We start from the raw sequence: 17072 nt of genomic DNA, 5'->3' as shown, positions 1-17072 counted from the left end.
GCCTCGCGGGATGGACCTGACCTGGCGCCCGTTGACCCTCGACGACGTCCCCGCGCTCACCCGCCTGTACGCGGCGGCCGAGGAAGTCGACCGGACGGGTGAGCACCTCAGCGCCGACGACCTCCGCGAGGAGCTCGAGGGCCCCAACGTCGACCTGGCCCGCGCCACGACCGGCGCCTGGGCGGGCGAGCGGCTCGTCGGGTACGGCCTGGTCCGCCGCCGCGACGCCGCGAACCCCGTGCACATGGTCCGGCTCCAGTCGGTCGTGCACCCGGCCTACCGCGGCGCCACGGTCGGCGTTCACCTGGTCGAGTGGTTCGGACGCACGAGCCGCGAGGTCAGCGAGCGTGTGTTCTCCGGGGCGCCGCTGGAGCTGCACCACGGCATCCACCAGAACGAACGCTGGATCGCCGGCGTCCTCGCCGACGCGGGATACACGCACAACCGGACGATGGTCAACATGCGTGTCGGCCTCGCAGATCTTCCACCGCAGCCGCCGCTGCCGGAGGGCGTCGAGGCGGTGCCGTTCGAGTTCAAGCACGACCTCGCGGTGCTCGACGCCCGCAACGACACCTTCGCCGGCCACTGGGGCAGCACGGTCTACGAGCCCGACGCCTGGCGCCACCTCGTGACCGGCTCCAAGGACTTCCGCCCGGACCTGTCGTACCTCGTCCTCGACGGCGACAAGGTCCTCGCGTTCGTGCTGAGCCACTTCTACGCGTCCGACACCGAGGTGACGGGCATCCGCGAGCACTACGCCAGCTGGGTGGGAACGAGGGAAGTGTTGCGCGGCCGCGGTGTCGCGTCCGGGTTGCTGGGCCACGTGGTGCTGGCGGCGAAGGCGGCGGGCTTCGACCGGTCGGCGCTGAACGTCGACGTCGACAACGCCCACCGCGCGCTGGGTGTTTACGAACGGTGCGGATATCGCGTCGACGACGAATGGCACGTGTACGTGCTGTCCTGAATTCGGGACGCCCCACCGCCGATCGGGGAATGGACGGCATTCGTACGATCGCTTCATGAAGCCGACTTCCGCTTCCCCGGGTTCGAGAGCACTTGCCGCTTCGCTGCGCGAAGTCCGCGAAGCGCGCGGTAAAGGGCTTCGCCAGCTCGCGCGGATGGTGCGGATTCTGCCGCAGTTGTTGTCGGCGTGGGAGAAAGGGCAGCGCAGCCCCAGCCCGGAGGACGTGGCCCGCCTGCTGGGCGCTCTTCAGGTGGACGACGCGACCTACCACCGCATGATGCGCCTGGCCAGACGCGCCAAGGACGACAACTGGCTCGATTCGAACCCGTCGGACCTGCCGCCTGCCTTGAGCGGGATCGTCGAGTACGAGCGCACCGCAAATCACATCACGAACTGGGAACTGGCGATCGTTCCGGGCCTCCTGCAGACTCCCGACTATGCGCGGGCGATCTTGAACAATTCGGATATCGACCTGATGCAGGCGGATTCCCGGCTGGTCGCGCGGCTGAATCGGCAGCGGATCCTTACCAAGCCGGATCCGGTGCGGCTCACAGCACTGGTGGGCGAGATCGCGATCCGCGAGGAGGTCGGCAGCGCCGAGGTGATGTCGGACCAGGTGGATCATCTGCTGGCAATGATGGAAAAGCCGAACATTTCGCTGCAGATCGTGCCCATGAACATCGGTTATCACCCCGGGCTGGTCGGTCCCTTCGTGCTGTACGAGTTCCCCGACCTGCCGTCGATCGTGCACCTCGAGAGCACACACGCCACCGCGTTCCTGCACGACTCCAGAGTTGCGGGTGGGTACCAGCGCCAGGCTAAGATTCTGGCAGGCAGAGCATTGAGCGAAGTTGCCACCCGGGACCTGCTCCGGGAGGTGGCGCGATAACTCGGGAGGCCGCCGCATGGACCACATCACTTGGCGCAAGTCGAGCTTCAGCGGCCCGCAATCCAATTGTGTTGAGGTGGGCTGGCGGAAAGCGAGCCACAGTGGCGGTCAGTCCGACTGTGTCGAGGTTCGGGTTGATCTCTCCGTCGGCGTCCGGGACACCAAGGCCTGGGAGCACGGCCAGCTGACCGTGTCCCGCGCCGCCTGGACCGCCGCCGTCACCGCTCTACGAGGTTGAGCAGCTCCTCTCCCGTCACGTACCTCCGCAGCTGCTCCGCCGCCAGCTTCTTCGCGCGCGGATAAAACGACGCCGACCCACCCGCGATGTGCGGGGTGATGACCACGCCCGGGACCGTCCACAGTGGATGGTCCGACGGCAGCGGCTCCGGGTCGGTCACGTCGAGGCCGGCGCGCAACCGTCCGGCCCGGGTCTCGGCCAGGAGCGCCGCTGTGTCGATCGCGGTGCCGCGGCCGACGTTGACCACGAGGGCGTCGTCGGGCAGGGCCGCCAGCTCGTCGGCGCCGATCAGGCCACGCGTCGACGCCGTGTCCGGCAGGATCAGCACCACGATGTCGGCCTCGGGCAGCAGCGCGGGCAGCTCGTCGACGCCGTGGACGTCCTCCGCCGGCCGCGCGCGGCTCGCCACCCGCGTCACCACGGCTTCCGCCGCCACCAGCTGTCGTTCGATGGCCTGGCCGATGGAGCCGTGGCCGACCAGCAGCACGCGGCTGTCGGCGAGGGAGCGCGTGTGCTCGCGCTTCCACTCACCGCGCGTCTGCTGCGCGAACCACCGCGGCAGGTCGCGCTGCGCCGCGTGGATCAGGGCGAGCGCGTGCTCGGCGACGCTCAGGTCGTGCAGCCCCCGCCCGTTCGCCAGCCGGACGTCCGGCGGCAGCAGCGGCACGAGCGTCTCGACGCCGGCCGACAGCGACTGCACCACCCGCAGCGACGGCAGCCGTTCGACCAGCTTCGGCGGCTCCGGCCCGCGGTCGTAGGGGAGCACGTAGAACTCGACGCCGTCGAGCTCGGCCGGCGGGGCTGCGACGCCGTCGTAGTAGGCGGCCTCGACCCCCTCGGGCACGGCGATGTCGGTCCACGGCAGCAGTACACGAGCGCTCATGCCGCCTTTCTACAGGCAGCTGCGCGTCGGTCACGAATCCGTGGGATGTGTCGGCTCCGGATGCGGATCGGCGTAGTCGTCCGGCGGCTGTCCGGCGAATTCGTCGAACTGCCGGACAAGAGTGACGGAACTGCGGGAGGTGGCGATAAGCCTTTCGTGACCGCGTCCCAGTTCCGAGTGTTCCTGCGCGCCGCTCCGTGGCTGTTGGTGGCGCTGGCGGCCGGTCTGGCCGTCCGGATCGGGCTGTCCGCCGAGGACGGCCTCACCGCGCTTTCCGACACCCGCATCTACCGCGACGGCGTCGTGGCGTGGGTGCACGGCAGCGACCTGTACACCACGGTGCTCTACAGCGGCGCCAACCCGGCGCACTACACCTACCCGCCGTTCTCCCTCCTGCCGTTCGGGCTGATCCTGGCCTGGTACCTGCTGGGCGCGTTCGTGCTCACCGCCGGCACCGCGGCCGCGATGTTCCACATCCTGCTGCTGGTGCTGGGACGGCTGGCGCCGTCGCTGCCGCACCGCGCGCTGGTCGCCGCGGTGGGCACGGTCGGCGCGTTGCAGCTCGAACCGCTGGTCAGCACCTTGTTTTGGGGTCAGATCAACGTGTTCCTCCTCTGGCTCGTGGCCGTCGACTGCCTGCACCGCAACCCGCGCTGGCCGCGCGGCCTGCTGGTCGGGATCGCCGCGGCGATCAAGCTGACGCCGTTCGTGTTCCTCCTGTACTTCCTCCTGGGCCGCCAGGTGCGTCCGGCGGTGGTCACGGTGGCGGGGTTCGCGGCGTGCACCGGCCTCGGCTGGCTCGTGGCACCGCACGACTCGCTGGTGTACTGGACGCGGGCGATGTGGGACCCGACGCGCATCGGGAACGTCGCACTGCCCGGCAACCAGTCGCTGCGCGGGTTTGTCGCGCGCCTCGGCCTTTCGGCGGGTGCGGCCTCCTTCCTGTGGCTGGTGCTGGCCGCGGTGGCGACCGTGCTGACGGCGGTGGTGGTGGTCCGGTTCCGGCGCATCGGCAGCGACGTGCCCGCCTGGCTGGCGGCCGCCGCGCTCGGCACGCTGGTGTCGCCGATGTCGTGGACCCACCACTGGGTGTGGCTGGCCCCGCTGCTGATGGCGGCAACGGTGTGGGTCGCCCGCGCCCCACGCCTCGCGGTACCAGCAGTGGTAGTCGCCGGCGGCACGGCGCTGTTCGCCCCACCGGAGCGGTTCCCGGCGGGTCCGCACACGGCGTGGTGGACGCATGTCGCGGGGGAGAGTTACGTCGTGCTGGGGTGCCTGGTGCTGGTGGCGTTGGCGGTGCTGCCGCGGCGGTTCCTGCCTGGTGGACCGCGCCGGGAGGTGGTGGCCGAGGGGCTGCTGCCGGACGAGCCTGTGGCGGCGCCTGGCTAGGTCGGGTTGGTGCCGAGCTGCGCTGGCTGACGAGCCTGTGGCGGCGCCTGGCTAGGTCGGGAGGTGCCGGGTGGCTGCCGAGCTGCGCTTGCTTCGGGCAGGCTTGATGCCCGGCTGCCGCGCATCAGCATGGGCAACCGCTGCCGGCCGCGCCGAGACCTCGGCCGCGGAGTCGGCCGAAGCGCTGCTGCCGGGCGCGCCGATGCCCGCCTCCTCGCGCCCGCGCTGTCGGGTGCGCGGGTGAGTGGCCGCGGTGCGGTGCCGGCCCGGCATGCCCGGACCCCGGCTGCCGCGCATCAGCCCAGGCAACCGCTGCCGATCGCACCGAAACCCGCCGCCGCCGTGCTGTGCGGGCCGCCGCGGGCCGCGCCGAGACCTGCGGCCGCCCTGCGGCCGCGGGCCGCGCCGGAATCCGCCACTCGCGCCCGCGCGATCCCCGCCGCCGCAGCTCGCGGGCCGCGCCGAGACCTGCGGCCGCGCTGCGCCCGCCCGCCGCTGCCGGCCGTGCCGGAATCCGCCACTCGCGCCAGCGCGGTCCCCGCCACCGCCGCAGCCCAGGCCACCGCCGCAACCCCAGCCTCCCGAACCCGCTCCACTACCCCACGCAGAACTCATTCCCCTCCGGATCGGTCAACACAGTCCAAGCCAACCCCGGCACCTCATGCTCAGCCACCTCCTTCGCACCCAACCCCACGAGCCTCCCCACCTCCTCCGCACGATCGCCGCCGCGAAAATCGATGTGGACTCGGTTCTTGCCCGGCTTCGGCTCCGGGACCCGCTGCAGCGCCAGCGGGAGCCCGCCCTCCGTGGGGGCCAGGATGAGGAACTCGCCTTCGTAGTCCTGGTCGACCTTCGTGCCCAGGGCGGCCGTCCAGAACTGCGCCAGGCCGCGCGGGTCCGCGCAGTCGATCGTGATCATGCCCATGTGGATCGTCATGCCCCCGAAGCTAGCCGCCACCACCGACAAAAACCGGCCGCCGAGTAACCCGTTGGAGTCACGGCCGGGGGATTGACTACCCTGAGCGGGACTTTCACACCCGCCCGGAGCAGGGAGACCCGCAGTGATCACCAGGACTTCGTCGTTGTTCCTTCGCACGTTGCGTGAGGACCCGGCGGACGCCGAGGTGCCGAGCCATCGGCTCCTGGTGCGCGCCGGCTACGTCCGCCGCGTCGCGCCGGGCGGGTACTCCTGGCTGCCGCTGGGCCTGCGCGTGCTTCGCCGCATCGAGAACGTCGTGCGCGAAGAGATGAACGCCATCGGCGCGCAGGAGATCCAGTTCCCCGCGCTGCTGCCGAAGGAGCCCTACGAGGCCACCGGCCGCTGGACCGAGTACGGCGACGCCCTCTTCCGCCTGAAGGACCGCAAGGGCGCCGACTACCTCCTCGGCCCGACGCACGAGGAGCTCTTCGCCCTCACCGTGAAGGGCGAGTACAGCTCGTACCGCGACTACCCGGTCACGCTCTACCAGATCCAGACGAAGTACCGCGACGAAGCGCGCCCTCGCGCCGGCATCCTGCGCGGCCGCGAGTTCGTCATGAAGGACTCCTACTCCTTCGACCTCGACGACGAGGGCCTCGAGCGCTCCTACCAGGCCCACCGCGCCGCCTACACGAAGCTGTTCGACCGCCTCGGCCTCGAGTACGTCGTGGTGAAGGCGACGTCGGGCGCGATGGGCGGCTCGGCGTCCGAGGAGTTCCTCGCGGTCGCCGAGACCGGTGAAGACACCTACGTCCGCAGCACCGAGTCGGGCTACGCGGCGAACGTCGAAGCCGTCGTCACGCCCGCGCCGCCCGCGCAGCCGATCGAGGGCCGGCCCGAGGCGCAGGTGCACCACACGCCGAACACGCCGACCATCGAGACGCTGGTCGACTTCCTCAACAACGCCGGCCTGGGCCGCACCTTCACCGCCGCGGACACGCTGAAGAACGTCATGCTCAAGACGCGTCAGCCGGGCGCTAAGGAGTGGGAGCTCGTCTGCGTCGCGCTCCCCGGTGACCGCGAAGTGGACATGAAGCGCCTCGAAGCGTCGCTCGAGCCCGCCGACGTCGCGCTGCTCGAAGAGGCGGACTTCAAGGCGAACCCGTTCCTCGTCAAGGGCTACATCGGCCCGAAGGCGCTGCAGGACAACGGCGTGCGCTACCTCGCCGACCCGCGGGTCGTGGCCGGCACTGCCTGGGTCACCGGCGCGGACAAGCCCGACCACCACGTCGTCGACCTGCTCGCCGGGCGCGACTTCACCCCGGACGGCACCATCGAGGCCGCCGAGGTCCGCGAGGGTGACGCGTCGCCGGACGGCCACGGCACCCTGGTCGCCGCGCGCGGCATCGAGATCGGGCACATCTTCCAGCTCGGCCGCAAGTACGCGGACGCGTTCGAGCTCGACGCGCTCGGCCCCGACTCCAAGCCGATCCGGATCACGATGGGCTCCTACGGCGTCGGCGTCTCGCGGCTGGTCGGCGTGCTCGCCGAGCAGAACCACGACGAGCTCGGCATCATCTGGCCGCGCGAGGTGTCGCCGTTCGACGTGCACATCGTCATCGCGGGCAAGGACGAGACGGTCGCGGCCGGCGCCGAGAAGATCGCCGCCGACCTCGACGCGGCGGGCATCGAGGTCATCCTCGACGACCGCAAGGCGACGCCGGGCGTGAAGTTCGCCGACGCCGAGCTGGTCGGCGTGCCGACCATCCTGGTGGTCGGGCGCGGGCTGGCCAACGGGGTCGTCGAGGTCAAGGACCGGCGGACCGGCGAGCGCGAGGAAATCGCGGTCGACGCCGTCGTCGAGCACCTGGTCAAGCTCGTCCGGTCCTGATGGGCCCGTTCTCCCGGCGCGCTGACGACACAACGCCGGGGTACGAGGACAACGCGGCGCTCCGCGGGTTCGGCGGTTACGAACCCGCGGACGCGCCGGAGCCGCCGCGCGCGGCGCCGAAGCGGATCCGTCCTGCCGCGAAGCCGTTGAAGTGGCGGCGGGCGCCGTGGTTCGGGCTGGTGCTCATCGCGCTGGTCGCGGGGGTGCTGAACGCGCTGGGCGTCGGCAAGTCGCACCGGCCCGCGTCGCCACCCGCCCCGCGGACGCCGGTGGTCGTGACGCCGTGGCCGCAGGTGGTGGTGCCGGCGGCGGTGAGCGGCTGGCAGTCCGTCGCGGCGCGCGACGGCTCGTACGCCTACGACGTCCCACCGGCCTGGAAGCCCGAGCCCGGCACGCTGCACGGCTGGGAGAAGACCGCCGCGACGCCCGGGATCCGGCTGATCACGAGCGCGTTCCTGGGTGAGAACTTCTGCGAGAAGGCCAACCTGGGCGGCGCGGGCGTGACAACCCAGCCGGTCGGCGACGCCGGGGAGGCCGCGCGCAAGGCCGTGACGGATCTGGGTGTGAGCGCGTACAGCCCGGACAACGGGCCGTTGGCCCAGGTGACGCCGGACGCGGGGACCGACGCCCAGGTCACGAAGGCCGACGGCACGAAGGCGCCGGCCCGGATCGTGGTCGCCGAGGTGGTCCCGACCGACCCGGACCGGTGCGCGGCCAAGCACGCACTGGTCGCCGCGATGGCGTTCGGCACCGGGAGCGCGTCCGGTGTCGTGGTGGCGTATGCCGACAGTGATCGCGGTGGGCCGACGATCCGGGATGATCTGGTGGGGATCTTGAAGAGCTACCGGTTCGTGCCGGCGGCGGACCGGAGCACCACCACTCCGCCGCCGACCACGCGCCGCTGATTCAGCGCTTTCGCGCCAGCTTCGCCAGCTCCCGCAGCCGCACGTCCGGCAGATAAGCCCGGCTCAGCGCCAGCCCGATCCGCGGCAGGTCGGCCTCATCACGGAACGCCAGGTACAACGGAACGTGCCGAGACTGGAACTTCGCCTTGAACGCGTGCAGCGAGCGGAACCCGTAGTACGGCTCCATCACGCGCCCCAGCGACTCCAGCACCCGGTCCACCGGACGCGCCGGGCCGCCGGAGGCACTCCGGGCCAATGGGGCGCCCGACAGGGACACGAACCTTGCGCCCTCCTCGCGGAACGCCATGCACGCCGACGCGATCAAGAACTCCATCACCGGACGGAAGCCGTGGGGGCTGCGGCGCATGACGTCCAGCGTCCAGCCGCCCACCTTGCCCGCTCCCGTGTACACCGGGAGCCACGATGTCACGCCGTGGACCGTGCCCTCCGCGTCCACCGCCAGGCCGACTCGGGTCGCCGGGTCCATGGCCTCGTCGAGGCCGCCGAGGGTGAAGCCCATTTCCGGCATCGCCTTGTCCGCCATCCACTCCTCCGACAGCGCGCGGACCTGGGCGAGAATGGGTTCCGGCTGGTCGGCCAAGCGGACCAGCCGGAAGTCGATGTCCTGCTTGGCGGCCTTGTTCAGCGCGGACCGGACGTCCTGCCACGCCTTGCCGCGGAACTCCAGGCCCTCGAGGTCGAGCACGTTGTCCTCGGCCACCTGGACGTGCTGCCAGCCGAGCTCGCGCGTCGCCTCGACCGTCGCTTCCGTCGCCGAGAACACGCACGGCACCAGGCCGGAGTTCTCGCACATCGCCGTGAACTCGTGGACCGTGGCCGCCGCCGTGCCGTCCGGGGCGATCGGGTCGCCGAGCGCCACCGCGACCCCCGCGTGGCGGCGGTAGGCGAGGTACGAACGGCCGTCTTCGCGGACGAAGTACGTGTTACGCGGCCAGGTTGTCATCCACGACAACGTGCTTCCGCCGTGGCGCCCCAGCAGCGTGCGGGCCAGCGCCACGCCCGGACCCTGCGCGTGGCGGCGCGACCGGCGCCGGGAAGGCACCCGGAACGCGTGCCGGGCGGCGATCAGGACACCCAGCTCGACCGTCCACAAGAGATTGTCCACGAAGAACAGCGGCAGGCCCGTGGTGTCGTAGTCCGCGCCGAAGACGTCGGCCAGCCCGATGACCGTCGCGGCCGCGAGTCCTTGCAGCGTCACGAAAACCGAGAGCGCGACGGCCCACCGCCACGCGACGCGGCCGCCCTTGCGCAGCCCGTTGAGCATCGGCACGACGAGCAGCGCCAGGACCGCCAGCTCCGGCGCCGACAGCGAAACCCCTTCCGTGGAGCCGAACGGGCCGTCGCCGGGGACCAGGAACATGACCACTTCGGCCATGGTGAGCAGCAGCAGGCCGGCGACGGCCAGCAGCCGCCACTCGCGCGGGTTGGGCCCGGCCGAGGGCGCCCGCCGGTTGCCGACCAGCCGGCTTCCGAGCGGGATCGCCAGCAGCAGCGCGAAGAAGTGCACGAGGTCGGCCAGCGTGCCGACGTAGACGATCGCGACCCCGGCGTACACGCAGAGCCCGGCCCGCAGCCGCAGCGCCCACGGCGGCCGCAGCGTCGCGCTGGCGACCGCGACCGCGGCGAGTGCGCCGCCGGAGAAGCCGACGTCGAGGCTGCCCGCCATGCGCTCGGCCCACAGCCAGCCGGAGTTGCGGCACAGCGCGAGGAACTGGGTCGCGACGAGCACGGAGACGAGCTGGCCGCCGATGGTCACGGCCATCGCGCGGCGCGTCCCCAGCTGCCACTCGGCGAAGCCCGCGAAGAGCGCGAAGCTGCCGACCATCGGCAGGTAGTACCAGGGGATGACGGCGAAGAACGGGCCGACGACCATCGTCCACCACCGCCCGACCTCCAGCGACGGCAGCCCGTAGGCGACGAACGGGTAGGCCGCGCGGTCTTCGGTGGCGCTCCACAGCGCCCCGGTCGCGACGGCCAGCACGAGCATGGCGAGCACAACACCGCTGGTGAACGGCAGGCGCTGTCTCAGCACCGCCACCGTCGTGCGGATGCGTCCCCCTCCGGCGGGCCCGGCCGCCGACGCTGCTTCAGTCATGAAGAAGAGTCTTGCGAGCCGCGCCGCCGCGGACATCCGACGGCAGAGCGAGATTTCCCCTAGGGGAGTCGTCCCTTCGGCTGAGGGACATCCCCCTCCGAAGGACGACGCTCAGCCGAGGACGGCCGCCCGGACGGCGTCGGTGTCGGCCAGATCCGGCAGCACCGTGTGCGCGCCCGCCGCCCGCAGCTCCTCGGCGCTGTAGCGGCCGGTCGCCACGGCGACGGAGACCGCGCCGTTGTGCAGCGCCGCCTGGACGTCGTTCGGGGTGTCGCCGATGACGACGACCGCGTCGGCTTCGAACGTCGCGCTGTGCTTGGCCGCGGCGAGCCCCACCGCGTGCGGCACCAGGTCCGGGCGGTGCACCGACAGCTCGCCGTACCCGCCGATCTCCAGGTCGAGGTGCTCCAGCAGGTCGAACGCGGCGAGCTTGTGCCGCGAGATCTCCGGCAGGTTGCCGGTGACGAGCGTCTGGACGACGTGGTCGTGGCCGGCGAACGAGGTCAGCGCCTCGGCCGCGCCGGGCAGGACCCGCGCCTCGGCCGCGAACCGGTGCTCGGCGCGTTCGGACTCCGCCACCAGGGCCGCGAACACCGCCTGGATCGTCGCCTCGCCGGGTTCGAAGCCGTTCGAGGTGAGCAGTTCGGTGGTGGTCGCGAGCTCCGTCCGGCCGCCGAAAACCGGGTGCACACGCAGGGTGGCGCCGGTCGCCGCGGTGAACGCGGCCGCGTACCAGTCGATGCCGAGCCCGGCGAAGTCCACCAGCGTGTGGTCGATGTCCCAGAGCACCAGCCGCGTCTTCGTCACGGGTTCGAGGTTACCGGGATCACTATTCAACACGCGTTGACTTCTTGGGGGAGCCGTCGTACCTTGGCATCAATTCAACACGTGACGAATAAATGGAGGCTGTCATGTCTGCTCCCGTCCGGCGCCCCGCCGGGGCGCTCGCCCTGGTCGCCGCCGTGGCCGGCGCGCTGGTGGCGGTGGTGCTGGGGTTCCTGACCTTCGGCGCGCAGGCGACCGTCGCGCCGGACCACGTCCCGGTCGCGGTCGCCGCGCCACCCGAAGTCGCGCAACGCATCGCCGCGCACGGCGGCGGCCAGCTCGACTGGACGATCGCGACCCCGGCCGAAGCGCGGAAGCTCCTGGAGGACAAGAAGGTCTACGGCGTGCTCGAACTCGGGCCGGGACCGTCCGCGACGGTCGTGACGTCGGGCGCGGTCAACCCGGCCGGCACGCAGGTCGCGCAGCAGGCGCTGACCGGGGCGGCGTCGGCGCTGGCCGCCGCGCCGAAGCAGGAGGTGCTGCACCCGGTGAGCCTCGCCGGCCGGACGGCGCCGCTGGCCGCGTCCGCGCTGGCCTGGATCGGCGCGCTCGTCGCGGGACTCGCCTTGACGCAGCTGGCGAAGCGCACCGGCCGCACGGTCGGCGCGGGCGCGCGGCTCCTGCAGGTCATCGCGGCCGGGGTGCTCGTCACGGCGGCCGTGGCCGGATTCTTCGCGCTGTGGGACTCGGCGCTGCCGCTGGACGGGAACGTCCTCGGGTTCGTCTTCCTCGCCGCGACGGCGTTCGCCGCGGTGCAGGCGGGGCTGCTGCGGCTGCTCGGCCTGCGCGCGATGGCCGTGCTCGGCCCGCTGTACCTGGTCGCGCCCGCGGTCGCCGGGCAGGTGCCGGAGCTGCTGAACCCGGCCTACCGCGCGCTGCTGTGGTCGTGGACGCCGTTCCGCTTCTCGGCCGAAGGCCTGCGCAGCCTGCTGCAGGGGGTGCCGGGCGCACCCGACGTCGCGACCGGTGTCTGGGTGCTCGGCGCCCTGCTCGCCGCGGGGCTGCTGGTGGTGCTGTGGCCGGGCCGGTCAGCCCGCCAGGAGGCTGAAGCGGACGCGCCGGACCGGGTTGTCGAGGTTGGTGTCCACTAGGCACACCGACTGCCAGGTGCCCAGCGCGAGCACACCGCCGAGCACCGGGATCGTGGCGTACGGCGGCACCAGCGCCGGGAGCACGTGGTCACGGCCGTGACCCGGGCTCCCGTGCCGGTGCCGCCAGCGGCCGTCGCGGGGGAGCAGCTCGTCGAGCGCGGTCAGCAGGTCTTCGTCGCTGCCCGCGCCGGTCTCGAGGATCGCCAGGCCCGCGGTGGCGTGCGGGACCCAGACGTGCAGCAGCCCGTCGGTCGCGTCGGCGTCGCGCAGGAACGCCTCGGCCTCGTGGGTGAGGTCGTGGACGACGGCTTCCGCGCCGGTGCGGACCTCGATCTCGGTGGAGTACATGCGCCCCAGCCTAGGGAGCGACGAGCACCTTCGCGGGCTCGCGGCGCATCGTGAACGCGAAGACCGCCAGCCCGGCCAGCAGCACCGCGCCGGCGACGTACGGGACGGCGGGAGCGATCTCGTACAGCCCGGTCCCCAGCAACGGGCCGCCCATGAACGCGAGCGCACTGCTGGAGCCCATCAGCCCGGCGACCGCGCCTTGTTCTTCGCGGCTCGCCAGCAACGTCGGCGCGGACATGAACCCCGGTGTCGCGAAGCCCATGCCCGCCCCCAGCACGGCCACCCCTGCGCCGAGCAACAGCCCGCTCGGGGCGACGACCACCACGAGCATGCCGCCGGTCATCACGACCGCGCCCACCCGGACCAGCCGCAGCGGCGGCCAGCCCAGCCGCGGGACGGCCAGCACCTGGACCAGGATGATCATCCCGGCGCCGGCCAGCATCACCAGGCTCGTCACGCGGCTCGTGTCCGACGCGGCGAGGTGCAGCCGGTCCTGCACCAGGAAGCCGATCGTCATGAGGACGATCGCGAGCGCCAGGTACAGGCCGAACCCGAGGGTCAGGAACGGCCACATGCGCCGGTCGAACGGGCTGACCTTCACTGTCACCGGCCGGGATTCCCGCTTCGGTGGCTTCGGCAGCATGAGCGTGATGACCACGGCGATCACGGCCAGGATCACCGGCGCCGCGTAGATCGGCACGAGCAGGTTGCCGGTCAGGCTCAGGACACCGCCGAGCGCCGGGCCGACGGCGAGCGCGAGGCCCTGGGCCGCGCCGAACATCGACATCCCGCGCACCCGTTCGGCCGGGCCCGACGTCATGTCGGCGATGTAGGACTGCGCCGTCACCGGGGTGGCGGCCCAGGCCAGGCCGAACACGATGCCGCGGGTGAGCAGGACCCCCGCGAACAGCACCGGCACGGCGAGGGATCCGCTGAGCCCGGCCTGGGCGACCAACGCGAATCCGAGCAAGCCGAGCATGGCTCCGACCAGCGAGACCAGCAGGACCGGCCGGTGCCCCCAGTGCGCGGTCCGGCGGCCCCAGAACGGGCTGGCCAGCACCACACCCGCGCCGCCGACCGCCCAGACCGCGCCCAGCGCCAGCTCGCTGAACCCGAACTCGCGGGCCAGCGGCGGCAGGATCGGGTTGAGCAGCTGCTGGCCCGCCATCAGCCCGAACACCGCCAGGCAGGCGACCAGGATCGGGCGTCTCATGCCCCGGCCCGTTCGTGCTCGGTGCCGGCGCGGGGCGTGATGGAGATGAGGTCGCCGGGCTCCTCGACGGCCAGCCGGTGCCAGCGGCCGGGCGGGACGATGAACGACTGCCCGGCGGTCAGGGTGGCGACGTGCCCCTCGCCGCGCAGGTGGACGCGCAGCGCGCCGGAGAGCACCACGAGCACCTCGTGGCCGTGGGGGTGGCGCTCCCAGTGGTCGGCGTGCACGGACCGGTCGCTCTCGGCGTGGAACGCGCCGACGGTCCACAGGCTCTCGCCGCCGGTGAAGCCTTCGCGGCGGTCGACGGAGTCGGCCACGCCGCCTTCACGGAGTCGGATCAGGGTCTTGAACAGGTCGTAGTTTTCGAACATGTTCCGAAAGTAGCATCGGCCGAGCGGACCTGTCGACCGGGTTCACGGCATGATGGGGGTGTGCCCCGCCCCTCCGGCCGCATCGGACGGCCTCCCACGACGTCCCGCCCGCAGATCCTCGAAGCGGCGCGGGCGATCCTCGACCGGGACGGCTGGGAGAAGCTCACGGTCCGACGGCTGGCCGCCGAGCTCGGGGTCGGCGCGACGACGCTCTACCACCACGTCCGCGACAAGGACGACCTGCTGGTCCAGCTCCTCGACTACTACGCCGCCCAGCTCCCGCGCCCCGAGCTGCCCGCGGACCCGCGCGAGCGGATCATCGTGGCGGCCACCGTCATGCACGACTCGCTGGCCGCGTGGCCGCAGGCCGTGGAGGTGCTGACGGCCGACGACCTCCTCGGCGAGTCCGCGCTGTGGATGGTCGAGGCCATCGTCGGCGGCGCGCTGGGCTGCGGGCTCGGGCCCGAGCGGGCCGTCGAGCTGTACCGGGACGTCTGGTACTTCATCGTGGGCGAGATCCTGATCCGCGTCCGCGCCGGGCGGCGCGCGGGGGAGGAGCGTCCTCGGTACCGCGACACGGTTTTCGCGGCCCTGGACGCTTCGGAGTTCCCCAGCCTGGCCGCGATCGGGAGCCGCTGGCCGGAGCTGACCGCGCGGGACACGTTCCCGCGCGGGCTGCGGGCCTTCGTGGACGGGTTGCTGGCTCAGGAATCCAGGTAGCGCAACACCGCGAGCACCCGGCGGTTGTCCCCTTCGGACGGTGGCAGGCCGAGCTTGCCGAAGATCGACGTCACGTACTTCTCCACCGAACCCGCCGAGAGGAACAGGTTTCCGGCGATCGCGGAGTTCGAACGGCCTTCCGCCATCAGGCCCAGCACTTCGCGTTCGCGCGGCGTCAGCCCGCTGAGCGCGTCCGTCTGGCGCGTCGCCGAGAACAGCTGGCTGACGACTTCGGGGTCCAGCACCGTTTCGCCGTCCGCGACCCGGCGCAGCGCGTCGAGGAAGTCCGACACCTCGGCGACGCGGTCCTTGAGCAGGTAGCCGACGCCGCCCGCGCGGTCGGCCAGGAGCTGGGCCGCGTACTTCGTCTCGACGTACTGGGAGAACAGCAGGATCGCGCGGCCCGGCGACTCGCGGCGCAGCGAGATCGCCGCGCGCAGGCCTTCGTCGGTGTGCGTCGGCGGCATTCGGATGTCCACAATGGACACGTCGGGGGTGTTCTCCTCGACCGCGGCCCGCAGCGCGTCGGCGTCCTTCACCGCGGCGACGACCTCGTGGCCGCGGAAGGTCAGCAGCTCGACGAGGCCGTGGCGCAGGATGGTGGAGTCCTCCGCGATGACGATCCGCATGCGCAGACCCTAGCGGGGCAGCGGTACTCCCGCGGTCACTTCGGTCGGACCACCGGGCGGGCTCGTCACCACCAGCCGGCCGTCGACCGTCCGCAGCCGCTCGGCCACCCCGGCCAGCCCGCCGCCGGGCACGACCCGCGCGCCGCCCGGGCCGTGGTCGCGCACCCGCAGCCACAGGACGTCCCGGTCCTCGGTGACCTCGACGACCGTCCCCCGGCCGCCGTGCTTCGCGGCGTTCGTGAGCAGCTCGGCGGCGCTGAAGTAGACGATCGTCTCCAGCGACGGCGGCGGCCGGCGCGGCAGCTCGACCACGACCCGCGCGTCGATCCCGGACGTCGCGACCAGGGTGGCGAGCGCGACGTCGAGCCCGGCGTCCAGGGCGGCCGGGTGGATGCCGCGGGCGAGGTCGCGCAGCTCGGTCAGGGCCTGCTTGGCGTTGGTGTGCGCGGCGGTGACCAGCTGCCTGACCTGGGCGAGGTCGAGCTCGTCGGCGCTCAGCTCGTCCTTGGCCAGGCCGAGCTTCATCGCCAGCGCGACGAGCTGGGCCTGCGCGCCGTCGTGGAGGTCACGCTCGATGCGCCGCAGCCGCAGCGCCGAGTCCTCGACCGCCGTCGCGCGGCTCGCCTCCAGGTCGCGGACCCGTTCCGAAAGCACGCGTTCGCCGAGCAGGCCCACGACGAGCAGCCGGTCGAGGGCGACGAAAGCGTGCGTCACCCACGGCAGCGCGATGAGCACGAGCAGCCCGGACGCCGTCCAGGCCAGCGACCCGGGCCAGCTTTCGGCGCGGATGCCGAAGACCGGCAGGTTCTCTTCGCCGAGCGGGAACCACAGGAAGCTGTAGGTCGTGGCGGCCAGGCCGTAGACGGTCGCGGCGAAGACCGTGAACAACCCGACGAGGGTGAGGGGAAGGCGAAGCAGCAGGTAACCGGCGGCGCGCCAGCCCGCCGGATCCCCGACGCGGGCCCGCACCCAGGCCCAGAGCCCGGGCTTCAGCTCCGGCCGCCGCGGAACGGGCACGCTGACGCCGAGCAGTGCGCGGGCGAGTCGCCGGTGGGCGCCGCCGAGGCCGCGGGCGTAGAGGATGGCCCCGGCGAGCACGAGGAAGCCGAGCAGGATCGGCGTCAGCCAGAGCCCGAGCGCGAGCAGGACGAGGAAGCTGACCAGGGCGAAGAGGGTCAGCGGGGCGGAGAGCCAGAGCCAGAGGTACTCGGCCCAGAAGTCCCGCGAGGCCAGCGGCCCGAAGGTGCGGCGCAAGGGGTGGGGGCGAGGGACGTCGAGGCTGGTCACGGTGCCAGTCTCGCCCGCGGGGGCGGTGGTGCCCATCCGGTTTTCCCCCGGGCCGGACCCGGGTTCACCCCTCGGCCCGCGGGGGCGCCCCCGTTTTCCACGCTACCGGCGGGCACCGACAGTTCTGGTGCCCGAAAGGGGCGCGGGCCACCCTGCATCCACAAGGTGGCCCGCACCCGCCGTCGGTCAGGGGGCGTCCGGGTCGTCGTCCCGGGCCTTCTGTGCCGCCTCGCGCATCTCGATCACGTCGGTCAGCCAGTCGCCGGTCTCGCGGGCGATGTCGCGGATCGCTCCCGTGATGATCGAGGCGATGTTGCCGACGTGGGTCGCGGCGGACTCGGTGATCACCTGCAGGGTGTCCTTGTCTCGTTCGAACTGGCCCACCATGTCACCC

At 72.3% G+C, this 17072-nt stretch carries 18 protein-coding genes; 8 read left to right on the top strand and 10 right to left on the bottom strand.

Annotated features, from left to right (window positions below):
* The first annotated feature begins 10 nt into the window (after nucleotides 1-10).
* The 3 genes from ACZ63J_RS41630 to ACZ63J_RS41620 are packed head-to-tail and all read left to right on the top strand — an operon-like array spanning nucleotide 11 to nucleotide 2091.
* The gene (locus ACZ63J_RS41630) at nucleotides 11-964 is read left to right on the top strand and encodes a GNAT family N-acetyltransferase (RefSeq protein WP_465439891.1); all 954 of its coding nucleotides are present in this window, start codon (nucleotides 11-13) and stop codon (nucleotides 962-964) included.
* A gap of 55 nt (nucleotides 965-1019) precedes the next feature.
* Nucleotides 1020-1853, top strand: coding sequence for a helix-turn-helix domain-containing protein (locus tag ACZ63J_RS41625; RefSeq protein ID WP_465439889.1), 834 nt, complete (start codon nucleotides 1020-1022; stop codon nucleotides 1851-1853).
* A gap of 16 nt (nucleotides 1854-1869) precedes the next feature.
* Entirely contained in the window at nucleotides 1870-2091 is a 222-nt protein-coding gene (locus tag ACZ63J_RS41620; protein ID WP_465439887.1) for a DUF397 domain-containing protein, read from the top strand.
* Here ACZ63J_RS41620 and ACZ63J_RS41615 read toward each other — a convergent pair.
* On the bottom strand, nucleotides 2072-2974 hold the full coding sequence (locus tag ACZ63J_RS41615; RefSeq protein WP_465439885.1) for a 2-hydroxyacid dehydrogenase: 903 nt from the start codon (nucleotides 2972-2974) through the stop codon (nucleotides 2072-2074). The two genes, ACZ63J_RS41620 and ACZ63J_RS41615, sit on opposite strands and share 20 nt — an antisense overlap.
* 156 nt (nucleotides 2975-3130) lie before the next feature.
* Here ACZ63J_RS41615 and ACZ63J_RS41610 point away from each other — a divergent pair, with 156 nt between their 5' ends.
* Nucleotides 3131-4363, top strand: coding sequence for a glycosyltransferase 87 family protein (locus tag ACZ63J_RS41610; RefSeq protein ID WP_465439883.1), 1233 nt, complete (start codon nucleotides 3131-3133; stop codon nucleotides 4361-4363).
* Between the two features lie 595 nt (nucleotides 4364-4958).
* Here ACZ63J_RS41610 and ACZ63J_RS41605 read toward each other — a convergent pair.
* On the bottom strand, nucleotides 4959-5300 hold the full coding sequence (locus ACZ63J_RS41605) for a VOC family protein (protein WP_465340334.1): 342 nt from the start codon (nucleotides 5298-5300) through the stop codon (nucleotides 4959-4961).
* 124 nt (nucleotides 5301-5424) lie between these two features.
* Here ACZ63J_RS41605 and ACZ63J_RS41600 point away from each other — a divergent pair, with 124 nt between their 5' ends.
* Together ACZ63J_RS41600 and ACZ63J_RS41595 are read left to right on the top strand one after the other, a co-directional pair.
* Complete coding sequence (locus ACZ63J_RS41600) at nucleotides 5425-7173, top strand: proline--tRNA ligase (RefSeq protein WP_465407439.1); 1749 nt, start codon at nucleotides 5425-5427, stop codon at nucleotides 7171-7173.
* Entirely contained in the window at nucleotides 7173-8078 is a 906-nt protein-coding gene (locus tag ACZ63J_RS41595; RefSeq protein WP_465407437.1) for a DUF8017 domain-containing protein, read from the top strand. Before ACZ63J_RS41600 ends, ACZ63J_RS41595 begins: the two co-directional genes overlap by 1 nt.
* A gap of 1 nt (nucleotide 8079) precedes the next feature.
* On the opposite strand, the gene ACZ63J_RS41590 is transcribed toward ACZ63J_RS41595, so the two are convergent.
* Complete coding sequence (locus ACZ63J_RS41590; protein ID WP_465407435.1) at nucleotides 8080-10194, bottom strand: bifunctional lysylphosphatidylglycerol flippase/synthetase MprF; 2115 nt, start codon at nucleotides 10192-10194, stop codon at nucleotides 8080-8082.
* Between the two features lie 111 nt (nucleotides 10195-10305).
* Nucleotides 10306-11001 (bottom strand): HAD family hydrolase, encoded by a 696-nt coding sequence (locus ACZ63J_RS41585; RefSeq protein WP_465340339.1) that lies wholly within the window; start codon nucleotides 10999-11001, stop codon nucleotides 10306-10308.
* A 104-nt stretch (nucleotides 11002-11105) separates the two neighbouring features.
* Between ACZ63J_RS41585 and ACZ63J_RS41580 the strand changes: the two genes are divergently transcribed.
* Nucleotides 11106-12110, top strand: a complete 1005-nt coding sequence (locus tag ACZ63J_RS41580; protein ID WP_465407433.1) for a YhgE/Pip domain-containing protein — start codon at nucleotides 11106-11108, stop codon at nucleotides 12108-12110.
* On the opposite strand, the gene ACZ63J_RS41575 is transcribed toward ACZ63J_RS41580, so the two are convergent.
* From ACZ63J_RS41575 to ACZ63J_RS41565, 3 genes are read right to left on the bottom strand one after another with little or no spacing between them, the layout of a single operon-like run.
* Complete coding sequence (locus ACZ63J_RS41575; RefSeq protein WP_465310716.1) at nucleotides 12048-12458, bottom strand: secondary thiamine-phosphate synthase enzyme YjbQ; 411 nt, start codon at nucleotides 12456-12458, stop codon at nucleotides 12048-12050. The genes ACZ63J_RS41580 and ACZ63J_RS41575 overlap by 63 nt on opposite strands.
* A 10-nt stretch (nucleotides 12459-12468) precedes the next feature.
* The gene (locus ACZ63J_RS41570; RefSeq protein WP_465407431.1) at nucleotides 12469-13671 is read right to left on the bottom strand and encodes an MFS transporter; all 1203 of its coding nucleotides are present in this window, start codon (nucleotides 13669-13671) and stop codon (nucleotides 12469-12471) included.
* Entirely contained in the window at nucleotides 13668-14042 is a 375-nt protein-coding gene (locus ACZ63J_RS41565; protein WP_465407429.1) for a cupin domain-containing protein, read from the bottom strand. The genes ACZ63J_RS41570 and ACZ63J_RS41565 overlap by 4 nt, the downstream gene beginning before the upstream one ends.
* A 60-nt stretch (nucleotides 14043-14102) precedes the next feature.
* Here ACZ63J_RS41565 and ACZ63J_RS41560 point away from each other — a divergent pair, with 60 nt between their 5' ends.
* Complete coding sequence (locus ACZ63J_RS41560; protein WP_465407425.1) at nucleotides 14103-14762, top strand: TetR/AcrR family transcriptional regulator; 660 nt, start codon at nucleotides 14103-14105, stop codon at nucleotides 14760-14762.
* Here ACZ63J_RS41560 and ACZ63J_RS41555 read toward each other — a convergent pair.
* The 3 genes from ACZ63J_RS41555 to ACZ63J_RS41545 form a co-directional block, all read right to left on the bottom strand.
* Nucleotides 14747-15391 carry a response regulator gene (locus ACZ63J_RS41555; protein ID WP_465340346.1) on the bottom strand — a complete coding sequence of 215 codons (645 nt, stop codon included), beginning with the start codon at nucleotides 15389-15391 and terminating at the stop codon, nucleotides 14747-14749. The genes ACZ63J_RS41560 and ACZ63J_RS41555 overlap by 16 nt on opposite strands.
* A gap of 9 nt (nucleotides 15392-15400) precedes the next feature.
* Entirely contained in the window at nucleotides 15401-16714 is a 1314-nt protein-coding gene (locus tag ACZ63J_RS41550) for a sensor histidine kinase (protein ID WP_465407423.1), read from the bottom strand.
* 150 nt (nucleotides 16715-16864) lie between these two features.
* Nucleotides 16865-17065 (bottom strand): hypothetical protein, encoded by a 201-nt coding sequence (locus ACZ63J_RS41545; protein WP_257921124.1) that lies wholly within the window; start codon nucleotides 17063-17065, stop codon nucleotides 16865-16867.
* Between the last annotated feature and the right edge of the window lie 7 nt (nucleotides 17066-17072).

This window comes from Amycolatopsis sp. NPDC104863 (assembly GCF_055582965.1).
Note: the sequence above shows the minus strand (reverse complement) of the source record. Positions and strands in the feature narration are given on the sequence as shown.